This is a genomic window from Hymenobacter sp. BT18 (genome assembly GCF_012273015.1).
Taxonomy (GTDB): Bacteria; Bacteroidota; Bacteroidia; order Cytophagales; family Hymenobacteraceae; genus Hymenobacter; species Hymenobacter lutimineralis.
Genome location: NZ_CP050954.1, coordinates 1,502,085 through 1,524,456, shown reverse-complemented (window position 1 = coordinate 1,524,456; position 22,372 = coordinate 1,502,085). Strand labels below are relative to the sequence as shown.

Sequence of the window (22,372 nt, the reverse complement as noted above, 5' to 3'; positions counted from 1 at the left end):
AGAGTAATGATTTTGCAGATGCAGCAGCCCCGGGCTATTTGCCGCAATTTGCCCCGCCCCCGCCAAGCCAGGGCCATAGTTTGCATCCTTGGTCGCAGTTTCTGCGTAAGCCGCATAGCCCGGGAAATCTGGCAGATGATTTGGCGGTTTGGGTGTATTACGCTAACATTGCGTTACTAAGCCAGCTGCTGACGCGGGGCCTGCGGAACAGTTTATTCTTCGCCCAGGGCCCGATTATTCTTCCAGCACCTTCCCCTTACCACCCCGTTTTTTCGCTTCGACTTTCTGCTGAGATGCGCGCCGCAGGCGTTGCACATGGTGCCCGGATAGGTCTGCATTGCGCTGTTGGCGGCTTAGCACCGCGCGTTTTCCCTCTTCCTTTTTTGTATGTACACTATTGACGAATTAAAGGACCGCCTACTTTCGGAGTTGAAAGAAGTGGCTGAACAGCTACAGGTAGGCAACTTTAAAAAGCTCAGTAAGCAGGATCTGATTTATAAGATTCTTGATCAGCAAGCCGTAACGCCTACCGAAAAGCTGCCCCAGAAAAAGGCGCCCAGCCGGAAAGCAGCCGCGCCCGAGGTGGTAGCGGCTCCCGCTGCGGTAGCGGTAGCCCCCGAGCCAGCACCAGTAGCCGCAGCGGCACCGGCCCCCGAGCCCGTAGCCGCTGCGCGCCCCGAAGCTGCTCCAGGCCCCGAGGCAGCAGCCGAAGCTGCTGAAGGCCCTGCCCGTCCCATTAAAGTATACCAGCGCCCCGAGCGCCGTACCCGTGCCGGCAACGACCAACCCGCGCGCAGTAACGGCCGCGCCGCTGCGCCCGCACCCGTAGCGGAAGCTGCCCCCGCGCCCACCGAACCGGTTCTTCCCGAAGTGCCAACGGCAGCCGTACCCGCCGAGGTAGCCCAGCCCGTAGCTCCGGCCGCAGTGGCTGCCCCCGAGGCCGTGGCGGCCCCGGCCGTTACGGAGGCCCCCGTGGCCCCGGCCGCCCCAACCCCGCCGGCCCCCATCATTTTTATTCCCGGCCGCGATGGGCGGGAAGTGCGGGAATACCGCAGCGACCGGCCGCGGGAGCCCCGCCCAGAGGTACCCCGCCCGGAAGCCCCCCGCGAAGGCCGGGACGTGCCGCGCGATGCCCCCCGGGAGCGGGGTGAGCGGACCGAGCAGCGCGACCCCAACCGACCCGTGCGCGACCGGGACCAACGCCGCGAAGAGCGGTTTGCCCGTGACCAGCAACGCCGGGAAGAACGCCGTGAGGAACGCCAGCAGCGCCCTGCCCAGGAGGTGCCCGCGCAGCGTGCCCGCCCCGAACTTGATATTATCATCCCTGGCGAAGGCACGCTGGAAATGATGCCCGATGGCGGCTACGGCTTTCTGCGCAGCCCTTTCTACAACTACCTAGCCTCGCCCGATGACATCTACGTGGCCCCGCAACAAACCAAGCAGTACAACCTGAAGGCCGGCGACACGGTGAAGTGCACCATCCGGCCGCCCCGGGAAGGCGAAAAATACTACGCCTTGGTAAGCGTAGAAACCATCAATGGCCGCTCCATTGAGGAGGCTCGGGACCGGGTGCCATTCAGCAGCCTCACGCCTTTGTTTGCTGAGGAACGCCTGAAGCTCTCGACCAAGCCCACCCAGATGAGTACCCGCATTCTGGACCTTTTTGCCCCCATCGGCAAAGGGCAGCGCGGCCTTATTGTGGCCCAGCCCAAGACGGGTAAAACCGTGCTGCTGCAGGAAATAGCCAACGCCATCAGCGAAAACCACCCCGAGGTGTACCTCATGATTCTGCTCATTGATGAGCGCCCGGAAGAGGTAACCGACATGGCCCGCTCGGTGAAAGCTGAAGTGCTCAGCTCTACCTTCGACGAAACGGCTGACCGCCACGTGAAAATTGCCAGCATTGCCCTCGATAAGGCTAAGCGGCTAGTGGAATGCGGCCACGATGTGGTGATTCTGCTCGACTCCATTACCCGCCTGGCTCGCGCCTACAACACCGTGCAGCCCGCCTCCGGCAAGATTCTCTCCGGTGGTGTCGATGCCAATGCCTTGCACAAGCCCAAGCGCTTTTTTGGCGCGGCCCGCAACGTGGAAGACGGCGGCTCGCTCACCATTATTGCCACGGCCCTGATTGATACCGGCTCCAAAATGGACGAGGTAATCTTTGAAGAGTTCAAGGGTACTGGCAACATGGAACTGCAGCTGGACCGCAAGCTGGCCAACAAGCGCATTTTCCCGGCCATCGATGTGCCCGCATCGGGTACCCGCCGCGAAGACCTGCTCATGAGCAAGGATGAACTGAACCGCATCTGGGTGCTGCGCAAATTCATGTCGGATATGACGGCCTCCGAAGCTATGGAGTTCCTAAAAGACCGCATGAAAGGCACCCGCGACAACGAGGAATTCCTGATTTCCATGAACGGCTAAAAACCTAGCTTCCCTTAAGCACAAAGACCCGCACCAATTCAGGTGCGGGTCTTTGTGCTTAAGGGAAGCTGGCGGAGTATTAAAAATTGTACAGCAGCTCTCGTAAGTTATAATCAGGAATGCCAGGGGTGTAGGGCGGATAGAACCGGCCGTGGCGGGAATACAGTCCGTAGATGAAGGTGCTGGGCCGCGAGTAGAATATTTCGTAGCCCGCGGCCGGGGGGTGCTGCCAGCGAATCTGGCGGTTCTGCTCAAATACCGCGTTCATGCTGGCCAGGGAGTACGGCTGCCGCTGCCCGTCCACCGCCAGCCAGGGGTTGTTGGAGTCAACCACCAGCCAGCCGCGCTTGGTCAATACTTCGGTGGTAGCGTGACTGGCCACCTCCAGCAACGGAATTTTTTCGAGAGCCGAGGCACCCGGGTCCTGGGCGTACAACGCCACATGCCGGGTAGTAAAACCGGCGTTCATAAAGATTTTCTCCAACACCCGGCTTCGGTCGTAGCAGATGCCGGAGTTCAGCAAAAATAGGTTCTTCGGCTCCCGGGCCTGATTGTAGGGGATAGGGATGCCGGTAGTAGAGTGGGAGAGGATGGACACCTGGGCCGCGTGCAGAAAAGCCAATTGCTGCTCGTAACTCATGGCATCGGCGCGGGTTACAGGCGTGTCTTTCAGCAGGAAGCTAATGTACCGCTGGTCCTCTTGGGTTACCTTTTTCTCAACGTTATAAAAGCGAAGCAAGAGCAGTAACAAAACCAGGAACGCGACGCCTGCCATCAGCCAACGCAAACGCTTCGGCCGCTTGCCAATGGCAGGTGATTGGGACGTTCCCAAAGTTGCTTGTGACATAGACACTATGTAGAAAAGAAACGAATAGGAAGGGAAATTGAAGGTGTTGCTCTGCCTTCAACGCGAAGAATTGGCAAACGTATACCTGATCCCGCATTTTTGGCTGGGCGGGAAAAGCCGGATCCGGCTTGGTCCCTCAACTGTTTTTGTATGAAAAGAGTGCTATAGAACTATAAGAAGTTCTATAGCTGAGCTTCCCGCTAGCTTCAGGTGGCCCGAGTATCTTTGCTGCTGGTTATCCCGAAATCAAGCGCTTCTTTCTTTTCGCAGTTCTTATGCCTTCGTCCACCCCTGATTTACCCGAGCTTCTTTACCTCTTCGACCCCCTCTGCGGCTGGTGCTATGGCATGACGCCCGTGGTGCAGCAGATTCAGGGCACGCTGGCCGGGCAGCTGCACGTAACCATTCTCAGCGGCGGAATGATAACCGGCGAGGATGTGGGCCCCATTGGCAGCGCATGGCCCTACATAAGCCAGGCTATGCAGCAGGTAAGCCAGGTAACGGGTGCCTCGTTCGGGGAAGCTTTTCAAGCTGTGGGGGAGCAGGGCCAGCAGGTGCAGGATTCGGAGCCGCCCAGCCGCGCACTGGCGGTTTTTCGGCAGCTGGATGAGCGGGAGCAGGCCGTGAATTTTGCACATGCCGTGCAGGAAGCCTTGTTTCAAGATGGGCAGGACCTAAATCTACTCAACACCTATGAGCCCCTGGTCACGAAGCTGGGCGTAAGCTGGCCAGAGTTTTTGCTTCGGTGGGAGCTGCCCACCAGCCGGCAGGCCGTGCAGCAGGAGTTTGCAGCCGTAGCTCGCCTGGGGGTGCAGGGCTTTCCCATGTGCATCCTGCGGGTAGGCTCCCAGGGCTACGTGCTGGCGCGGGGCTACCAACCCTATGCCACCCTCCTCGACGGTATCCAGCAAGCCCTGGCGCAAGCCGCGGAGTAGGCCCGCCACGAGCCTTGCTTAACCGCCCGTGCTGGGCAAGCGCACAACCTGCTTGCGCAGCGGCGACCAGGCTATGCGGCGCTGCTCTTCCTTGCCTACCAGGTAGCGGAAGTACACGGCATCCGGACGCTTGCGCAGGTCTTCCCAGGCAGCCTGGTCAGTGTCGGCTGGGGCGGCTTCCGTGGCTGCTGCCGCAGGCTTCCCGAACTGTTTATCCGCGAAAAACTCGTCCATTCTTTTTCGGATAAAAGCTTCCCGTTCAGCCTTGGAAGCGGTGGGCCCCGTCATGCTATACACTAGCGAGGCTTCCAGATCGGCCGCTTGCAGCACTTCGCGAAAGATGGTCGTGCCGTCGGCGGCCGTGATGGTGAAAGTGGCTTCGCCCGTGGTCAGGTCGGTGCCGCGGAGGGCGAGCATGAACAGGTCTGGGTGGCCCGGGGAAGAAAAGTCGTGCCGGTGGCGCACAACTTTCAGCGTGTCGGCCTGGGCCGATATGCTCGGGGCCCGGGTAGTATCCAGGGGTTCGGTCGGGTTCGGGCTCGTGGTTGAGGACGTTTGCTCGGAAGCGGGGCCCGAGCAGGCTGCCAGCAGGAGCGTGGGCAGTACGAGAAGAAGAGTGCGCATCGCAAGTAAAGTGAACTTAACCTGGACAGCGTACGCAACAACGGCTGAGGGGTTAGCTACAGGCACGACTCTAAGGCCACAACAGAATAGCAATAAAGGCCGCACTCATGCACAGCGACGACACCTGGTTCATCTGCATGGTATGCTCGAAGTCGGCGGCTTCGGGGGAGGCCCACACCTGGTAAGCCCAACGACTGAACAGGGCTACTACCGGGCCGGTAGCAACAACAAACAGCAGCAGGTGCAGGAGCTCGGCCCGCCACCAGTACACCACCGCCAGCAAAGCCGCCCCCAGCAGTAAACTCACCCCTGCAAATACAAAAGTGCCCCGGATACCCAGCCGCAGACTGAGCGTGTAGTCGCCACGCCGGGCATCTTCGGCGTGCTGGTACACCTGGGTGAGCGGGTAAGAGCCGCAGAGAAAGATGCTGCTGACCAGTGCCAGCAGGCAATTAGTCGGCTCGAACAGCGCCTGGGAAGTAGCCCCTACGCCTACCTGCGTCATCCAGAAAGTAAAAGCCCCCTGAAAAAGAATAACCACCCCCGTGCTCAGGAGCGGGTATTTTTTCAGGCGGATGCCCTCGTAGCTATACGCCTTCGAAACCAGCAGGTACACCACCACCAATACGCCAAACTCCCACCGCAGCCAGAAGGCCCCGGCAACGGCGGCCGCATCGAATAGCCAGACGAGGTGAATGAGCTCCTGCGACACTTTGGGCGGATGTTTCAGCCCACCAATGCTGCCCTCGTCACGGTCGTAGTAGGAGTTGTATCCGTTGGAGGCCGGGTATACCAGCCCATGGATGAGGAGGAACACGGCCAACGCCCGCCCCACGCTGAATGGCTCCCGCAGGGCGCTTAGCCCAAACCAGTACACCGGCATCAGGTACACGGAAAACGGAATACGCAGCAGCGGCAGCGCACGGCGGTAAGCAGCAACGGACATGGGACTAGCTGACAAACGAATCTACCTAAGCGGAAAAACCTCCGGCAAGCTACGGCTTACGCCACAGACTGCGGCCAGCCTATCAGGTAGGTTACCCGGGGCCCCCAGCGGTGGCGCACCTTGCCCGCCTGCCATTGGTAGCGTCCGGTGGGGTCGGCCCGATGGGCCAGGGCCAGCAGGTCCTCGGGTGGGTACATCCGGAGGATCGAAACGCACCCATCCCAGATAGTACACAGCGGGATAAGCGGCAGCAGGTAAGTAAAAACCAGGCGGCTAAGGCGAAAAGGTCGGATAAACGGCGTGATGCACAGCTGGGCTAGCGGCAGCACTGTGCAGGCCAGCACCAGTTCCAGCCAGTGCTTGGCTGCGCCCTCGAATACGCCAATGCCGCGGCCCGCCTCCACTGCGTTGCGCAGCAACGCTTCGGCGGCAGAAGGGGGGAAGTGGTGAAAAGCCGAAAACACTGCCCGGAACCCTTCCAGGTCAGCCGGCACCTGTAGCGCATCAACGGCTTGTGGCTCGAAGCTGATGGCACCCTGGGTTTGGGTACGCACATGCGTCCAGGCGGCCGACTGCGGGTATAAGTCGGTGAGCTGGATGCGGGCGGCCGGCATACCAGCCGCGTGCAGGGCGGCCAGCACGTCCTCGGCGCCGCCACCTGCCCCGGCGCACAGCTCCAGCACCTGGGTTTGCTGGGTGCGGCGCATGCCTTCGGCCAACAGCGGAACGATGGGACGGTAGGTGTGCAAATGCGTAATCATGAAGCGCAGATAGTCCATCATGCCGGCCCGCACGACGACCGGAAACCAAGCCAGATCCTCAAATTCAAATAGTTGCAGGCGAATGCGCATCGAAAAAACTGAAAATCGGCATCAGCAGTGCGGCTGAGCGGGCGAGTATACGTACATCCGGTAAGAGCAGGATTGAGAAAAGAGAAGGAAACCGGACGGGAATATTGCGTTATTGGCTTGCTTTCCCCGTTACAGCCTTTGCACCGGCCGTCCATTAGGGAGAAAATCCGGGAAAGGTTGGAATTTTCAAGAATTACCTCTTGCTTTGTAAGACAAAGTACTTTTATTTATGATGAAGCCTACTGTCGACCCGCTGGCCCAGCTCACGGAAATACGCACCATTATGGAGCGCTCCTCCCGCTTTATTTCGTTGAGCGGGTTATCGGGCGTGGGAGCGGGGCTCGTGGCGTTGGCTGGGGCGGGCATCGGGCACTGGTATCTGCGCGGGGAGTACGGCCCGGGGGGCTTTCTGCACCTGCTGGAGAGTACGGCCTCGGAGCGGCTGCGCCTGTTGCCGTTCCTAGTACTACTGGCTGGCGGCATGGTGGTAGCCGCGCTGGTGGTAGCCTGTTTCTTCACCATTCGGCGGGCGCGGGCGGCCGGGCAACAGCTTTGGGGGGCCCTGGCGCAGCGCCTGGCGCTGAGCCTGGCTATACCTTTGGTGGCGGGTGGGGTATTTTGCCTGGCCTTGTACTGGCAGGGCGCTACCAGCCTGGTAGTACCTGGGCTGTTGGTGTTCTACGGCCTGGCGTTGCTCAATGCCAGCAAGTATACCCTGGACGAAATCCGCTGGTTGGGGCTCACTCAAATAGTGCTGGGCCTGGTGACCATTGCGCTGCCTGGCGCCGGCCTGCTTATGTTTGCCCTCGGTTTTGGGCTGGGGCATATTGGCTACGGCTTGCTGATGTACTCACGCTACGAGCGGTAAGTCCGCCGCATCACACCTTCCTTTTCTATTTCATAGGGCGCTGTTACAGCCCCGAATATCAACTCCTTGAAACACCTCATTCACACGCTCAATAAGGCTTTCGACCACCGCGTACGGCTGGGCGTCATGGCCGTGCTCATGGCGAATGAAGTTGTGAGCTTCACGGAGCTGAAAGAAGCTCTCGACTTGACTGATGGTAACCTGGCCAGCCACGTGGCAGCCCTGGAGAAGGCCGGCTATGTAGCCGTCAGCAAGCAGTTTGTGGGTAAAAAGCCGAATACCACTTACGCCGCGTCTGCGGAAGGGAAAGAGGCGTTTCAGGCGCATCTGCTAGCCCTGGAAAAGCTGTTGCGTAGCGGCAGCTAAATTTTTTTGTCTTTAAACTTTGTAATACAAAGTACTTTTAATATCTAAACCCGACACGGTTGCTTATGTACCCTACGTCCTTGCTTAATCCCGCGGCTACTCCCAACGAAGCTGCCCCATCAAAACTGGTGCTGACAACCCTGCAAAAGCTGGCTCTGCCGGTTGGGGCCCTGCTATTTGATTTGCTGTTCTGGCAGGAGCGGGCCGGCCTCAATATGTTGCTCTACACTGTGGTTGTGGTGCTGGCCACGGCGGCCGGACGGCCGCACTACGCCCCGCAGTGGCGCTCGGGGTATGCCTGGCTATTGTTGCTGGGCACTTTGGGCAGCGCCGGGCTGGTGGCCTGGTATGGCTCGGGGGCAGCCATTTTGGCCTGCTGGGTTTCCTTAGCAGGCTGGCTTGGCTACTTAAATCAGCCCCACTTGCGGCTGGTGAGCAATGCCCTGCTGACGGCCCTGGCCAACGCGGCGCATGTGCTTATGGCTTTGCCCACGCTGGTGCGGATGCCCACCAATGTGAGTGGGCAGCTTGGGCGCTTCTGGTTTTATGCCCGGCTCCTGGTAGTGCCTCTTATAACCCTATTCCTGTTCCACGTACTCTTCGTGGTAGCCAACCCCCAGTACGAAGCCCTGTCGGAGCGGGCCCTGTATGCGCTGAGCGAGTGGCTGGTGGCGTTATTTAGCCGTTTTTCGTTGGCTCATGTGCTCTTTTTCGTGGCGGGGCTGGCTCTCACGGCGGCGGTGCTGCTTTTCGTGCCCGTGCACTATTTCGCGGATCGGGAGTCGCGCTTCGGGGAGTTTGTGCAGCGCAAGCGCGACCAAGTGGCGTCTTTCAGTGTGCGCCGGCCCGATTTTCGGCGGCAGGAGCGTGGTAGCCTCGACCTGCGCAAGGAGTTTCTGGTAGCGGCAGGCCTGCTGGGGCTCGTGAATGTGCTGCTGCTGGTCGTCAATATCATTGACGTGAACTGGATCTGGTTTGGATTTGTGCGGGAACCGGGCTTCGACCTCACGCAATTCGTGCATGAGGGTACTTACGTACTTATTTTCAGCATTCTGGTGGCTATGAGCATTCTGTTGTGGTTTTTTCGCCGCAACCTCAATTTCTACCGGCCCGGTTTGCCGCTGCTGCGGGTGCTGGCCACGGTGTGGGTGCTGCAAAATGCCGTGCTGGCCGTTTCGGTGGGGCTGCGCAACTACTACTATATCCTGTACACGGGACTAGCCTACAAGCGGCTGGGCGTGTGCTTTTTCCTGCTGCTGGTACTGTTTGGGCTCGGCACCTTGCTGCTGAAGATCTGGCAGCGCCGCTCGGCTTTCTCCCTGGTGCGCCTCAATAGCCTGGCGGCCTACGCCGCACTGCTGCTGCTGGCGGCCGGCAACTGGGAGGTATGGATAGCGCGCTACAACCTGCGCCCGGCGCTGCGCAACGTGGACTATGGCTTTCTGCTGGCCATGCCCGACCGGGTGCTGCCTACGCTGGTTGCGCACGAGGGGGAGCTAGGCCAGCACCAGCTCCAGCACGAAATCTACGACGGCACGCACCAGTTCCTGAGTGAGGCTGATGCCCGTACGCGCCTGCACAAGCGCCTCCGGCAGTTTAGGGCGCAACAGCAGCAACGCCACTGGCCCAGCTACACCTGGGCCGATTGGCAGGCTTATCAGGCGCTGTAGTGGCTAATCATAGCCTGAACTTTTCCGTCAGCTCTATTTACTTCTGCAACTCCTCCTTCCATGTTCCTCCAATTTGCCCTTACGCTGGTAGGCCTGCTCGTGTGCGCCGGCGACATTGTGGCCCTGGCTACGCTGCTCACCTGGCAGGAGCGGGCCGCCGACCCTGGTTCCCGCCGTCAGCGCCTGCTGACGGGGGTAGTACCACTCAGCAGTGTGCTGCTGCTTCTATATACTGGGCCTGATGTTTTTCCTGTTGGTGCTTTGGTCGCCGGAAGGGGGCAGTAAGCTGGCCAGCTACTAAGTCAGCTTTCGGCCATGAAACCTTTGCAAATAGACGCTTTAAAGTCGGGGTATCAGCCCCGCCCACTGGCTCTGCCGTCGGCGGGCCGGGCCCTGAGCGTGCTGGTGGCAGCCGGCGCCGTGCTCTGGGTGTGGTGGATGCTGCCAGACCTGTGGCCAACCGCAACTCAAAATGCGGTCTGGGTGTGGTGGCCAGGGGCGCTGCTGGGGGTGCCACTGGCAAATCTGGCGGTGTTTCTGGGAGCTACCCGGCCATTGGGAGCCAACCTGACGACGCGGCCCGCCAGCCTGGAGCTAAAGCATCTTGGGGTGCTGATGCTTTGTGGGCTGTTTCACCTGTTCACCTTCCTTCCCTGGTTACTCTGCCTGGCTTTTTACCTGCTTTTCGCGCTGGATGGCCAGCCCTTGCTGACCCTGTAGCGGCAAGCTGCCCCGGGAGCGGCCGTTAGGTATGAGCTGTCGCCAGAGAAGGGAAATCTGCCTGGCGGGTTTTTAAGTATGTATAGTCCCTGTACGGCTCTTCAGGCTGTGCAACCTCACACTTCCCGCCCTTCTCCATGCTATTGCAACTATTTCTAACCCTGCTGGCCCTACTGATGGCTATGGGGAGTATTGCCGCGCTGGCTATGCTGCTGTCCTGGCAGGAAACCACTGCCTCCCAGCCCGACTACCGCATCCGCCTGCTGACCACCGTAGTGCCGGGCGTAAGTGCCTTGCTGCTGTTTCTGCTGGGGCTGGCGTTTGGCTTGTTCGTGCTGTGGTCACCGGCGGGGGAGGCTTGGGCCGCGCAGCTTTAAGGTCAGCCAGTTTTTCTTTGTTCCAAGCGCCACGCTGCCATGAGTCGTCTGCCAGAAATAGCTAACCGGGCCCTGCGGCTGGTGCCTGCCCCGCTGTGGTGGGTGCTGGCAGCCTTGGTTTTGGCTATGGTCAGCACCGGGCTGAGTGAAGAGCTATGGTTGCATACGCCCGCGGCAGTGCCCGTGGCGCGGATGGTGGCCAAAGTGTGCCTGGTGGCCTTGCCTGTACTGGGTGCCTGGTGGCTCTGGCGGATAGCGGGAAGTATTGCGCATAGGGGCTGGCGTTGGCTGGCCTATGCGGTGGTAGTGGTAAGCACGGCCATGGCCACCCTGCTGGCTTTGCTGGGATGTCTGGCCTGGGTTTGGTGGCAGTAGAAGCGGGGCCTGGGGTAAGCAAGGATTTTTCCTTTTCTTACAAACGCTTACTGCCCAACCTTCCACCCGATGGCTCGAAAAGCGTTATTGCTCTTGCTCGTCTTTTCCTTGCTGCTGGAAGCTGCCCTCACCTTTGCAGGGTTCTTGCTTCCTGATCTGGTGCTTACCAAGTTCGGAGTAGCGCCCACTTCCGATACGCGGTTCATGGCCTTTGCTATGGCTTGGCTGCTGCTGTTGGTTACCTTGGTTTGTGGCCTGGCTTTGTACTGGACGTGGAAACGCCACCCTGGCTATGCCCCGCTGGGCTATGTGCTGGGTCTGTGGTGGGTGGGCATTGGCCTGGGGCTGTACTTGGGCTACGGGCGGCTCGATAACCTCGTGCTGGATACCGGTAAGGGCTTATTGTTGGTATTGGCCACCTGGGGCAGCCGCCTGCGCGAGCGTACCAACTGATTTGCCGGCGGGCTGTGCCGCTGGGCTGGCCCTAACTGGTATATTTGCGTTTCCTGTAGCCGCCAGCTGGCGTGGCTGCTGCTTAATCTGCTTTGCATGCCCGCACGTACCTCGTCAAAAGCTACTACCCCCACCGGCGCTGGCCGGCGCTGGCCCAACATTCTGACGCGCTTTATCTGGGGCTTTTTTGTGGTCGGCCTGGGCGTATTTCTGCTGTATCCCATTCTGGTGAGCATCAACTTCCTGTTTTTGTTTGGGAAGTCGCCGAGCCTGGAAGAGCTGGAAAATCCCAAAGTAGAGCAGCCTTCAGAAGTATACACTTCCGACGGGGTAATGATTGGCCGGTATTTCCGCGAAAACCGCGCCCCCGTACCCTTAAGTGAAATGTCGCCCTGGCTGGTGAAGGCCCTGGTAGCCACCGAAGACGTACGCTTCTACGACCACGCCGGCATCGACCCCAAGGCCATTGCCCGGGCCGTATCGGGGGTGCTTACGGGCAGCAAGGGTGGGGGCGGCTCTACTATCACGCAGCAGCTGGCCAAAAACCTCTACAAAATCCGGCGGGCGGGCAATACCGGGCTCCTGGGGCACGTGCCTGTCCTGAGCACCGTCATCAACAAAACTAAGGAGTGGCTGACGGCCGTGGAGCTGGAGCGCCGTTATACCAAAGAAGAAATTCTGCGGCTCTACCTCAACACCGTCGACTACGGCTCCCAATCCTACGGCATCAAGGTAGCCGCCAAAACGTTTTTCAGCACCACGCCGGCGGGCCTGCAACCCGAGCAGGCGGCTATGCTGATAGGAGCGGTGAATGCCCCCACCACCTACAACGCCCGCTTTCACCCCGAAGCGGCCAAACGCCGCCGCAACCTGGTACTGGAGCGTATGCATCAGGCCGGCTTTCTTTCCAAGGACAGCGTACAGCTGCTGCAAGCCCGGCCCATTGCACTGCAATACCAGGTAGAAAAGCACGTCGATGGGCCCGAAACGTATTTCCGGGGCGCCGTTAGTCAGTTTGTGAACGACTGGTGCAAGAAGAATGGCTACGACCTGTACCGCGACGGACTGAAGGTGTACCTCACCATCGACTCGCGTATGCAGGCCCACGCCGAAGAAGCCGTGCACAAGCGCATGAAAGTGCTGCAACGCTCCTTCGACAACTTTTGGCGCAACCGCGACTCCAATCCCTGGGTGGACGAAGACGGCAACGAAATCCCCAACTTCATCGAGACGCAGATGAAGCGCGCCGACGCCTACAAGGAATTGGTAGCGCGCTACCCCGGCCGCCCCGATCTGGTAGACTCCGCCCTGCACCGCAAACGCCCCATCAAGGTGTTTACCTGGAAGGGCGACGGGGATACCACGCTTGTCATGTCGCCGCTCGATTCGCTGGCGTACTACAAGCACTTCCTGCACGCCGGCATGATGACCATGGACCCCTTCACGGGCCAGGTGAAAGCCTGGGTGGGCGGCCTCGACTACAAGTTCTTCAAGTACGACCACGTAAAGCAGGGCAAGCGGCAGGCCGGCTCCACCTTCAAGCCTTTCGTCTACCTCACCGCCATCGACAATGGCTACACCCCCTGTGACCGGATCCGGGACCAGCGTGTCACCATCAACTACGTGGAAGATGGTAAGCCCATGGAGTGGAAGCCCGACAACGTGACCCGGGAGTACACTGGCATCAACATGACCTTGCGCCACGCCATGGCCCGCTCCGTAAACTCCGTAACGGCCCAGCTCACAGAGTTGGTAGGCTGGGAGAACGTGGCCAAGTACGCGCACAAAGTGGGCATCAAAAGCAAGCTGCTGCCCGTGCCCAGCATCGGGCTGGGTTCGGCCGGGGATGTAAGCGTGTACGAGATGGTGAATGCCTACGGCACTTTCGTCAACCAGGGCTTCCGCACCGAGCCCATGTTCATCACCCGCATCGAAGACCGCAACGGCAACGTCATCAAGCAATTCGACCCTCAACAAAAGCGCGTGATTTCGCCGGAAACGGCCTGGCTGATGCTCTACATGCTGCGCGGCGGGATGGATGAGCCCGGCGGTACCTCGCAGGCGCTGTGGGAGTATGAGCTGTGGAAGAAAGACAACCAGATCGGCGGCAAAACCGGTACCACTTCTAACTACTCCGACGGCTGGTACATGGGCGTCACCAAGGACCTGGTAACAGGCGTGTGGGTAGGGGGTGAAGACCGTAGCATCCACTTCTTCCGCACCCAGCAGGGCGAAGGCGGCCGCATGGCGCTGCCCATCTTCGGCACGTATATGGAGAAGCTCTACCAAGACAAGGACCTGGATATTACCATGGGGCCGTTTCCGAAGCCTATCGTTAAAATCAGCAAAAAGTACGTGTGCTACACCGAGGAGCCCCGCCCACGCCGGGCCGCGCCCGTGGACACTATTGCCATGGATAACCTCCTGGAGCAGCTCAACAGCGGAGCTGCCCCGGTGCCGGATAGTCTGCGGCCGTAAGCTAGTCCACGGGGCGAGGCCGCAACCAACGGATACCCCAGAATAACAGCCCGGCGAGTAAGCCAGAAAGCAGCTGAAACCCAGCGCGCCAACCAGTAGCGCCCGCAATTTCCTGGCGGCTTTCCAGCACGTTGCCCCAGGCAATGAAGGCATCCGCAATGGGGAGCTGGCCAAAGAGGTAACTCTTTTGACCATGGCGTTGGAACGGTAAGCCAAACGCCTCGATACTGTTGCGCAGCCCCACCGCCGTGGTGGTATCACCATACCGCTGCATAGTGCGCCGCCCAACGATAGAAGCCGCCCCGCCAATTCCGAGAATCACCGGCCCCGAGTCAATGTCGGCTACCTCGGCTGCTTCATTTGCTGCTTCGCGTATTCCCGGCAGGCCAAAACGCTTGGTAAGAAAATAGGCTTTGTAGCGCGTGAAATGCTGGCGGGCATACACGGAGTCAACCTCCAGCAGAAAATTAAGCAGCTGGCTTTGAGAAGAGCCACGGGCCGCCTCCAGTACGCGCCCGGAGTGCGGCTGCACCTGGTGCGGAATCAGGCCCAGAGAATCAAGCCGGGTTTCGGCCGCCTGCAGCCACTGCCTGATAACCGGGCGGTAGCGCCCAGGAAGAATACGGTCGTGCCAAGCCAGGGAGGCTACGCAGAGCAAGCCATCGGCGGGCCAGGCGGCTCCTCGGTAAGATTCAGGATAAGGACTTTCCTTAAGCACCTGCGCAATCTGAGCACACTGGCGGCGAAAGCGGGCCACGTCCGGGCCCGACCGTTGGGCCACGGGTTGCATGGCCAGATATCGGCCCAGAATATAGGTGTGCCACCCCTGATAAAAAGCGCCGTAAGGCAAGGGTAATTCGGAGTCGAATACTTGCCGGCCCACGGACGAATCTATGGCTTTGAGCGACCAGGCGCTTTCCCTGCGGCCTTCCCGGTACACTAAGTTGGTGGGAGCCAAGTGCTTCACCAGTTCTATCCAGGTAAGGCTGTAAAGGGCGTGCAGGTACACATAGCCTTCCGGGTAGATTTCCTGCATTTCCTCGGCGGCTCCCGCGTGCATCTGCACTTTCAGGAACCGCAACTGGTGGAGCACATCCTCGTTTACGGGGCCGGCTGCCGTATATGTAACGTGGGGGCGGTAATACAGTCGGGTGTTGAGGTAACCGATACCCAGCAGCAGACAAACCAGCACGGCCTGGCCTAGCCTCCGCATATACCTGGGGCTTACAGCTCTTCGCCGTAGAACGATTCCAGGGCCGGCTTCAGCTGCGGGTATTCAAATACGAAGCCCGCCCGCAACACCTTTTCGGCGCTTACCCGCTGGGAGGATAGCACGATTTCGCTCATTTCACCCATCATCAGCTTCAGGCCGAACTCCGGTACCTTAGGCAACACCAGGGGGCGGTGCAGTACTTCGGCTAGGGTTTCGGTGAAGGTCTGGTTGGTGACGGGATTAGGCGCTACGGCATTATACACCCCCTGCCACTGGGGCTGCTCCAGCATCTGCATCAGCAGGCGGCATAAGTCGTCAAGGTGAATCCAGGACATATACTGCCGGCCCGAGCCCAGCGGTGCTCCGGCCATCATTTTAATAGTCCGGGCCAGGGGCACCAAGGCCCCGCCTTCGGGGCTGAGGACAATGCCCACCCGCGGCACAACGGTTCGTACGCCCTGCTCCTGGGCTGCCAGGGCCGCCGCTTCCCAGCGCCGCGATACATCCGCCAGAAAGTCGCCGGCGGGAGCAGGAGGCGTTTCCTCCGTTACCAGCTTGTCGCCGGCGTCGCCGTAGATGCCAATGGCCGATACCGACAGAAAGGCCCGCACGTGGTGCTGCCGCTCCCGCAGCTCCCGCACCAGCAAGTTGGTGCCCCCCAGGCGGCTATCCAGTATTTCGCGCTTGCGCTCCTCGGTCCACTTGCCTTCCGAGACGCTGGAGCCCGCTAGGTTAATGACGTAATCGGCATAAGGCACGGCCGCTTCATCAATGGTTTGGGAGCGTAAGTCCCAGCGGAAGCGGCGGTAGTGCGTAGGCCCCGACTGGCGGCTCACATGCGCTACATCGTAGCCGGCGTCAATCAGCATCTCGCTGAGGCGGGTGCCAATCAGGCCGGTACCCCCGGCAATCAATACTTTACGGGCGGTTTCCTGCACGTTGGTAGCCATGAGCGAAAAGAGAGGGGAAATGGGCGCGCAAACTACAACCAAAAACCGGCATGCCCGGGCTACCGGCCAATCAGGCGCAGAAACTCGGTTCGGTACTGCTGGTCATCGGCAAAACGGCCGCTATACTCAGCCGTAATGGTGCTGCTGCTCGTGTCGTTTACACCCCGGCTCATCACACACAGATGGTCGGCTTCGATGAGGACGGCCACGTCTTCCGTCTGCAGGCTGTGCTTGAGTTGCTCGGCAATCTGGCGCGTAAGCCGCTCCTGCACCTGGGGGCGGCGGGCATAGTACTGCACCACCCGGTTTAGCTTCGATAGGCCCACCACATGCTCGCCCGGCAGGTAGGCTACGTGCGCCTTCCCAATGATGGGTACGAAGTGGTGCTCGCAGCACGAAAAGAGCGTAATGTCCTTTTCGATGAGCATGTTGTGGTACTGGTAGCGGTTTTCGAACAGCTTGACGGCGGGTTCGTGGCGCGGGTCGAGGCCCCGAAACCACTCCTGTACATACATTTTGGCCACCCGGCGCGGCGTGCCGCTCAGACTGTCGTCGGTCAGGTCGAGGCCCAGCAACTCCATAATGGCGTGGAAGTGCGGCTCCATGGCCGCAATTTTCTCCTCGTCAGATAAAGCAAAGGCATCCGGACGCAGGGGCGTACGCAGGTCGGCAGGAAGAAGCAAATCGGCAGAGCCGGACGCGGGGTTATCCATGGTATTCTACAAAATTTCGCTCCGTTTCGTAGAGCGTCACCGCTAACGCCAGAGTGGGGGCCAGGTGGGGGCGGAGCCGATTCCAGATGACAACCGCCATGTTCTCGGCGGTCGGGTTCAGCTGCCGAAAGTCTTCGGTGTCCAAATTCAGGTTCCGGTGGTCAAAGGTATCCAGAATCTCCCGTTTAATGAGCGTACTCAGCCGTTTCATGTCGTACACGTAGCCCGTATCGGGGTCAATACTGCCCGTCAGGCGCACGACCAGCTCGTAGTTGTGCCCGTGGTAGTTGGCGTTGGCGCAGGGGCCAAAGGCCTCGGCATTCTCAGCGTCCGACCAAGCCGGGTTGTACAGGCGGTGGGCGGCGTTGAAGTGTTCTTTGCGGCAAATCGTAACCTTCATATGGCCCGATTAACCGGGATTCTGACAGAAGGTTTCAACGGGAGGCTATTCGCTAGCCTAAATATTGCTGCCAAAGCCCTGATAATAGGGTTTTTGTTGGACTTCCTTAATATGCTATTGTGATTATATAACAAAAGCGGGGGCGGGCCAAAAAAAACGTTTGTTAGCGCACGGTTTTTGGGTTGGAGCTAGTTAAATTTGGTGAGTCGGTTTTCAGTCATTGGGCCGTTTGCTTCACCTCCTATTGCATTTCCTTAACATTCAACCACTTTCACTTCTATGAAACCAGGCGTACTCCTAACCCTGCTGTTGATGTTCGTTCTGACGGTGACTGGCTACGCGCAGAAGTCGCCAGTGGACGAAACCGACATGGCTATCAAAGGTATTCCGCGTAAGGGCCAGCGCGTTACTATCCAGCTTGACAGCAAGCGGGTAGACGATTCTTGGCTGAAATGGATTACCGAAAAAATCGGCAAAGTGAAAGCCGATAAAGGCGTCTACACCATGGATGGTGTGGTTGTTGAGTCTATTTCCAAGACCCCTATTCGCATCATCAGCAAGGTTGATGCTACGCCTACCGGTACCTCCGTATGGTGGTCTATTGACTTGGGCAATGCTTACCTGAGCAAGGATGCTACGCCGGTACAGTGGAAAGCCAGCGAAACGTACCTGAAAGACTTCGCCCGCATGCTCTACCGCGAAGACCTGGCCCTGCAGGTAGCTGAAGCTGAAAAAGCCCTGGTTGCTTCGCAGAACAACCACATGACGGTAATTCAGAAGGCTGATGCCATCAAGAAAGACATCGAGAAAAACAAAGCCAAGAAAATCGAAATTCAGCAGCAGTTGGTGCAGAACGCCGCTGAACTGCAGCAGTACAACAACCAGATTGACATGAACCTGAAAGAGCAGGAAGCTGCCCGCGCCGACATTGTGAACATGCGCGTGGCCCTCGAAGCTGTGAAGGAGCGCATGAACAAGATTGAGTAGTTGTTCCTACTTCCACAAAAAAGCCCCGCTGGAACATCCAGCGGGGCTTTTTTGCGTCTTGCCTGAATGGTTATCGGGCCTGTTGAATAGCCTGGGCCGCGGCCCGCTCATCCTTCCAGCTCACTATCCGGATTTCGCCGGGCCGGCCCTGGTGCTGGTACCACTGACTTAGTACCGTGCGTACGCCAGGATACTTATTGATGAGGCCCTGCCAGGTGCTGATGCCGGGTAGGATCTGCTGGCTGGGCCGGGCTGGCGTGGCCAGTACAACCTGCCGGAGCTGGCCCCCATCATCGAGGGTAAGCAGCCCCAGGGCTTGTACTTCCACCACGGTGCCGGCGGGTTGGGCTTCGGCCAGCACCAGGGCCGGTAGCGGTGTTTGCTGCTCGGCGGCAAGCGTACTGGGAATGAAGCCTTGGTTGCCCGGAGAAGGCAGGAACTCCACGACTTGGTCGAGGCCCGCGCGCCGCACGGCCTCAAATTGCCTAGTAGCCGGGTTGTAGTGCTGCAGATGATTGGTGCCAGCCGGTACTTCTACCACTACCTGCAACAGCTTGCGCTCCGCCGAATACGTAGGCAGTGTACTATAATCGGTAGAGCAGCTGCTGGCCCCGCCCGTAAGCAGGGCCAGCAACGCCCAATTCAGTGCAGAGCGGTTACTACTGCGCCAGGTGCTCATCCAGCAAGCGGAAAGGGTTGAGCTTGTCGAGGTGGAAGACAAAGCGCAGGTTGTCGGTAAACTCCTTGCGGCTGCCGGGCAACCCGTTGCCGAACTGCGAGCCAGCCACGGGTACGTAGAACTGGAAGATACCTCCGGGAATGATGGGCACCACCAAGCCCGCATCGTAGAAAAGGCGGCGCTGCTTGCCACTTTCGAGCAGTACTTTGTTGCTGGTAGCGCCGAAGTCGGCAAATACTTTCAGGCTGGTGATGGGCAAATCTCCCTGTACGTTCAGGGTGCTCAGCCATTTGGTGCTGGCTACCGGCAGGTAGGCTTTAAAGGCACCATCGCGGTCGTCGGTCTGGTGGCGCTGGGCGGCCAGGGCCGGAGAAATCTGCTGACGGTCCAGGAAGGCGGTTTGGCGCCGGTAGTCGGGGCTACCGCTCAGGCCCAGCACGTACGGCTGGGATTCGGAGGAGGTGCCCACATTAGACAGGAAACGGCCCCCAAATAGGCGAACCGAAACACTCTTCTTGGCGGAATAGTAGCGCTGGAAGGTGCCCGCTGCCCGTAGCAGTCGGGCCTCGGCATTGCTGATAACCAAGCCCGGCTTGGGCGTCAGCTGGTTGAACTCTACGTAGCCCGTCCAACGCTGCAGGGCATTGCCGCCGTGCACCCGGTACTCCAGCGTTTGAATGCTGCTGGTCTGGTCTAGGTCTTCGTCCTTAATTGATGCTGAAGCCAGCTTCAGAGAGTGTTGCGGGGCGTCGTATGCCGAGAAAGGCAGGTCGAACGTGATGCTGGGCTCTACTTTCCGGTAGCGCTCGAAGCGCTGCACCAGCACGCCCGTCACAATCCGGCGGGCATACTTATCAGGCAGCACGTTCACGTTGAGCTGAGCAATACCGTTTACCTCCTTTTGGTTGAAGCTGTACATGGGCATCACCACGTAGGTGAGGCGCTGCAGTACCAGCGGGCTGCTGTAGAAAGCGGCCCCCAGCATGAACTTATCGGAGGTATTGGCCCCAATCACCGGGGTGAAGTTGACAATTGCCCGATCCCAGCGCTGAATGGGTGCCAACCCACCCTGAAAGCGGAAAGGCTCGACGCGACGGAAGCTCCCGCTGGTTTTGGTGCGGTCGTCGCGGCGGCTGAATTCGGTGGTGACGTAGTTGGCATCTACGGTTACCGCCTGTACGCCTTCGCGCCGGAAATTGAGCTGGGCAGATTCGTCCTCCTCCGTAATACCCAGCACGGGCGACCAGAGCGTCTCCAAGACTTTGCCCTGGGCATCGAGGGTAGAAACCGGCACCGCGAACGGGGCCGGAGAGTCGTTGCGTACCAGTACTTTCACCGTATCCGAAACCTGGATATCTTCAATGGTAGCGTCGTAGCGCACCCGCTTGCTCAGCATATCCTGAAAAAACCACCCCAGCTTCTGGCCAGTGCTTTCCTCGAAAGAAGCCTGCAGGTCCCCAGGATACGGATGGCGAAACTTCCACCGCTCGAAGTACGCGTGCATGGCCGCGTCAAACTTCTCCTGGCCCAGGTAATTCTCCAGGTAGTTGAACAGCGCCGCCGTTTTGCTGTAAACGATAAACGGGTAATTGAGCATGCCCGAAGCCGCCGAAGAAACTCCGTTCACGGGCTGGTCAAGGCCGCGGGAAGCCTGCGTCTGGTACGTGGCCTGCTCCAGCGCATACGCCGATAGGCCGTCCATATTGAATTTTGCCATCAGCGGCTTGATGCGCGAAAGCACCCCGGTTTGCATAGAGCCGGGCGAGTTGTTGAGGGCCGCTATCCGGTTATCAACGTAGGAGTTTAGGCCCTCGTCCATCCAGGCATAGTCCCGCTCGTTGGAGGCCAGAATGCCGTAAAACCAGTTGTGGCCCACCTCGTGCGAAATAGCGGAAGGCTCGGTTACCGTCACCATGGGGTACTCCATGCCAGAGCCGGCGCTCAAGGCCCCGTCTACGGCCGTGGCGGAAGGATAGGGATATTCGCCCACCCACTTGGAGTAATACGTCAGGGCGTCGTTCAGGTGCTGGAGCCCTTCAATCCAGCGAGTAGCATTCTTGTTAGTAAACAGCACCCAGGACGATACCTGTCGGCCCGAAGGCAGCGTGACGCCGCTTTTCAGCACATTAAAGCGCTTATCGGCAAACCAGGCAAAGTCATGCACCTGGTCCTGCACGTAGCGCAGGGTTTTGGTTTCGGGAGCCGAGGCCGGGAACGATAAGTCGCTGCCGAAGTCCTTGCTGTCCTTCTTGGCGGCCGTGGTGGCGGCCAGCTGCTCCAGGCGCTGCTGCTCCTCGGGGTTTTGGAGCTGCCCGGTAGCGCCCACCACGTAATTGGCCGGCAGGGTAATGCGCACATCAAACGACCCAAACTCAGAGTAGAACTCACCTATGTTCAGGTACGGCATGGGGTGCCAGCCGCGCTGGTCGAGTACGGCGGGCTTGGGGTACCACTGCGTAATCTGGTACGACTGCCCCACGTGCCCCAGCCGGGAGAAGGACGCGGGCAGCTTCACGTGAAAAGGGGTGGTGATGGTAATGCTGGCCCCGGGAGCTAGCGGCTGCGGCAACACCAGCTTCGCCACATCCGGATTCTGGGAGTCGTACTCCAGGCGGGCGGCTTCGCCGTTTACTTTGAAATCCAGCTGGTCGATGAACCCGCGGTCGGCGGGCGGAGCAAACTGAAACTTCCGGTCGCCGTTGCGCAGCTGCTGCTTGGCAAAGGCCGTGGTGTTGTCGCGGTAGGCGTTGGGCCACAGGTGAAACCAGATGAAGGGCAGCGTTTCGGGGGAGTTGTTGGTGTATAGCAGCTCCTCCCGACCAGTCAGCTCGTGGCGTACATCATCAAGCGTTACGTCGATAGAGTAATTAACCTGCTGCTGCCAGGTGGCAGAAGGGGTAGGGGTAGTTTGGGCAGTGGCTGCCAGGGGAATAAGTGCCAGCCAGCAGCCCGCCAGAAATTTTTTCATACCAGAATACAAGAAAGGGGAGTACGAAAGTACGTTTCCGCGCCGGAAATGTGACGGACAACCTTTGCGGGAGCCAAGCCGTTTGCACAGGCTCATCCTTCACTACCGCCTTTAGCGGTGTATCCTTTCCGCCTATGTCTTTTCACAAATTGCCCAAAGACGATACCCAACACCAGAACCACCTCGACGGCGCCATCAAACTGCTGGGTCTCGATCTGCAGGAAGAATCCGAGAAAGCCGGCCTCGATAATCACCTGCAGCGTTGGATTGAAGACCTGAAGGATGCCAACAACCCGGAGCTACATCAATTAGTCATTGACCTGCAGGAATTGAAAGCCCACTTCAACAGCGGTGGGTTCGATAAAGACGTGGTCGGGACGCTGTTGGCACGCTTGGGCGAAAACACGACCAAAGCGGCCATCTTCTCCGAAAATCCCAACACCGCTGAGCGGATTACCAAGCTGGGCGAGGCCCTTACGTCCACGGCAGCTCAGGTAAAGTAGTCTTAATAGGTACGATAAAGGC

Annotated in this window: 23 protein-coding genes; 13 read left to right on the top strand and 10 right to left on the bottom strand. The window is 59.3% G+C overall.

Annotated features, from left to right (window positions below):
- Positions 1–387: 387 nt before the first annotated feature.
- Complete coding sequence (gene rho / locus HER32_RS06315; RefSeq protein ID WP_168681271.1) at positions 388–2,427, top strand: transcription termination factor Rho; 2,040 nt, start codon at positions 388–390, stop codon at positions 2,425–2,427.
- A gap of 79 nt (positions 2,428–2,506) precedes the next feature.
- On the opposite strand, the gene HER32_RS06310 is transcribed toward rho, so the two are convergent.
- Complete coding sequence (locus tag HER32_RS06310; protein ID WP_168681270.1) at positions 2,507–3,166, bottom strand: hypothetical protein; 660 nt, start codon at positions 3,164–3,166, stop codon at positions 2,507–2,509.
- Positions 3,167–3,549: 383 nt separating this feature from the next.
- Between HER32_RS06310 and HER32_RS06305 the strand changes: the two genes are divergently transcribed.
- Positions 3,550–4,209, top strand: a complete 660-nt coding sequence (locus HER32_RS06305; RefSeq protein WP_168681269.1) for a DsbA family protein — start codon at positions 3,550–3,552, stop codon at positions 4,207–4,209.
- An 18-nt stretch (positions 4,210–4,227) separates the two neighbouring features.
- Here the strand turns inward: HER32_RS06305 and HER32_RS06300 are convergent, their stop codons facing one another.
- From HER32_RS06300 to HER32_RS06290, 3 genes are all read right to left on the bottom strand, one after another.
- The gene (locus HER32_RS06300; RefSeq protein ID WP_168681268.1) at positions 4,228–4,833 is read right to left on the bottom strand and encodes a hypothetical protein; all 606 of its coding nucleotides are present in this window, start codon (positions 4,831–4,833) and stop codon (positions 4,228–4,230) included.
- A 70-nt stretch (positions 4,834–4,903) separates the two neighbouring features.
- Positions 4,904–5,779 carry a UbiA family prenyltransferase gene (locus HER32_RS06295; protein ID WP_149072228.1) on the bottom strand — a complete coding sequence of 292 codons (876 nt, stop codon included), beginning with the start codon at positions 5,777–5,779 and terminating at the stop codon, positions 4,904–4,906.
- Between the two features lie 56 nt (positions 5,780–5,835).
- On the bottom strand, positions 5,836–6,630 hold the full coding sequence (locus tag HER32_RS06290; protein WP_149072227.1) for a class I SAM-dependent methyltransferase: 795 nt from the start codon (positions 6,628–6,630) through the stop codon (positions 5,836–5,838).
- Between the two features lie 229 nt (positions 6,631–6,859).
- Here HER32_RS06290 and HER32_RS06285 point away from each other — a divergent pair, with 229 nt between their 5' ends.
- The 9 genes from HER32_RS06285 (at position 6,860) to HER32_RS06245 (ending at position 13,937) form a co-directional block, all read left to right on the top strand.
- Entirely contained in the window at positions 6,860–7,498 is a 639-nt protein-coding gene (locus HER32_RS06285; protein ID WP_168681267.1) for a hypothetical protein, read from the top strand.
- Positions 7,499–7,564: 66 nt separating this feature from the next.
- A complete protein-coding gene (locus HER32_RS06280) occupies positions 7,565–7,864 on the top strand; it encodes a winged helix-turn-helix domain-containing protein (protein ID WP_149072225.1) in 300 nt (99 codons plus the stop codon).
- Positions 7,865–7,929: 65 nt separating this feature from the next.
- On the top strand, positions 7,930–9,534 hold the full coding sequence (locus HER32_RS06275; protein WP_168681266.1) for a DUF4173 domain-containing protein: 1,605 nt from the start codon (positions 7,930–7,932) through the stop codon (positions 9,532–9,534).
- A 60-nt stretch (positions 9,535–9,594) separates the two neighbouring features.
- Positions 9,595–9,819 (top strand): hypothetical protein, encoded by a 225-nt coding sequence (locus HER32_RS06270; protein WP_168681265.1) that lies wholly within the window; start codon positions 9,595–9,597, stop codon positions 9,817–9,819.
- Between the two features lie 30 nt (positions 9,820–9,849).
- A complete protein-coding gene (locus tag HER32_RS06265; protein ID WP_149072222.1) occupies positions 9,850–10,254 on the top strand; it encodes a hypothetical protein in 405 nt (134 codons plus the stop codon).
- 137 nt (positions 10,255–10,391) lie between these two features.
- Positions 10,392–10,631, top strand: coding sequence for a hypothetical protein (locus HER32_RS06260; protein ID WP_168681264.1), 240 nt, complete (start codon positions 10,392–10,394; stop codon positions 10,629–10,631).
- 39 nt (positions 10,632–10,670) lie between these two features.
- Positions 10,671–11,006 (top strand): hypothetical protein, encoded by a 336-nt coding sequence (locus HER32_RS06255; RefSeq protein ID WP_149072220.1) that lies wholly within the window; start codon positions 10,671–10,673, stop codon positions 11,004–11,006.
- 69 nt (positions 11,007–11,075) lie between these two features.
- Entirely contained in the window at positions 11,076–11,459 is a 384-nt protein-coding gene (locus tag HER32_RS06250; RefSeq protein WP_168681263.1) for a hypothetical protein, read from the top strand.
- Between the two features lie 96 nt (positions 11,460–11,555).
- Positions 11,556–13,937 (top strand): transglycosylase domain-containing protein, encoded by a 2,382-nt coding sequence (locus tag HER32_RS06245; RefSeq protein ID WP_232066407.1) that lies wholly within the window; start codon positions 11,556–11,558, stop codon positions 13,935–13,937.
- Between the two features lies 1 nt (position 13,938).
- On the opposite strand, the gene HER32_RS06240 is transcribed toward HER32_RS06245, so the two are convergent.
- Genes HER32_RS06240 through HER32_RS06225 form a run of 4 tightly spaced genes read right to left on the bottom strand, consistent with a single transcriptional unit; the run spans position 13,939 to position 17,213 of the window.
- Positions 13,939–15,150 (bottom strand): hypothetical protein, encoded by a 1,212-nt coding sequence (locus HER32_RS06240; RefSeq protein ID WP_168681262.1) that lies wholly within the window; start codon positions 15,148–15,150, stop codon positions 13,939–13,941.
- 11 nt (positions 15,151–15,161) lie between these two features.
- Entirely contained in the window at positions 15,162–16,100 is a 939-nt protein-coding gene (locus tag HER32_RS06235) for a TIGR01777 family oxidoreductase (RefSeq protein ID WP_168681261.1), read from the bottom strand.
- 59 nt (positions 16,101–16,159) lie between these two features.
- Positions 16,160–16,813 (bottom strand): GTP cyclohydrolase I FolE, encoded by a 654-nt coding sequence (folE, locus tag HER32_RS06230; protein ID WP_149072217.1) that lies wholly within the window; start codon positions 16,811–16,813, stop codon positions 16,160–16,162.
- Positions 16,806–17,213 carry a 6-pyruvoyl trahydropterin synthase family protein gene (locus HER32_RS06225; RefSeq protein ID WP_149072216.1) on the bottom strand — a complete coding sequence of 136 codons (408 nt, stop codon included), beginning with the start codon at positions 17,211–17,213 and terminating at the stop codon, positions 16,806–16,808. Before HER32_RS06225 ends, folE begins: the two co-directional genes overlap by 8 nt.
- Positions 17,214–17,525: 312 nt before the next feature.
- Here HER32_RS06225 and HER32_RS06220 point away from each other — a divergent pair, with 312 nt between their 5' ends.
- Positions 17,526–18,200 (top strand): hypothetical protein, encoded by a 675-nt coding sequence (locus HER32_RS06220; protein ID WP_168681260.1) that lies wholly within the window; start codon positions 17,526–17,528, stop codon positions 18,198–18,200.
- 70 nt (positions 18,201–18,270) lie between these two features.
- Here the strand turns inward: HER32_RS06220 and HER32_RS06215 are convergent, their stop codons facing one another.
- Both HER32_RS06215 and HER32_RS06210 read right to left on the bottom strand, forming a co-directional pair.
- A complete protein-coding gene (locus HER32_RS06215) occupies positions 18,271–18,879 on the bottom strand; it encodes an inorganic diphosphatase (RefSeq protein ID WP_168681259.1) in 609 nt (202 codons plus the stop codon).
- A complete protein-coding gene (locus HER32_RS06210; protein WP_168681258.1) occupies positions 18,860–21,847 on the bottom strand; it encodes a M1 family metallopeptidase in 2,988 nt (995 codons plus the stop codon). The genes HER32_RS06215 and HER32_RS06210 overlap by 20 nt, the downstream gene beginning before the upstream one ends.
- Before the next feature lie 134 nt (positions 21,848–21,981).
- Here HER32_RS06210 and HER32_RS06205 point away from each other — a divergent pair, with 134 nt between their 5' ends.
- The gene (locus HER32_RS06205; protein WP_168681257.1) at positions 21,982–22,350 is read left to right on the top strand and encodes a hypothetical protein; all 369 of its coding nucleotides are present in this window, start codon (positions 21,982–21,984) and stop codon (positions 22,348–22,350) included.
- Positions 22,351–22,372 lie beyond the last annotated feature (22 nt).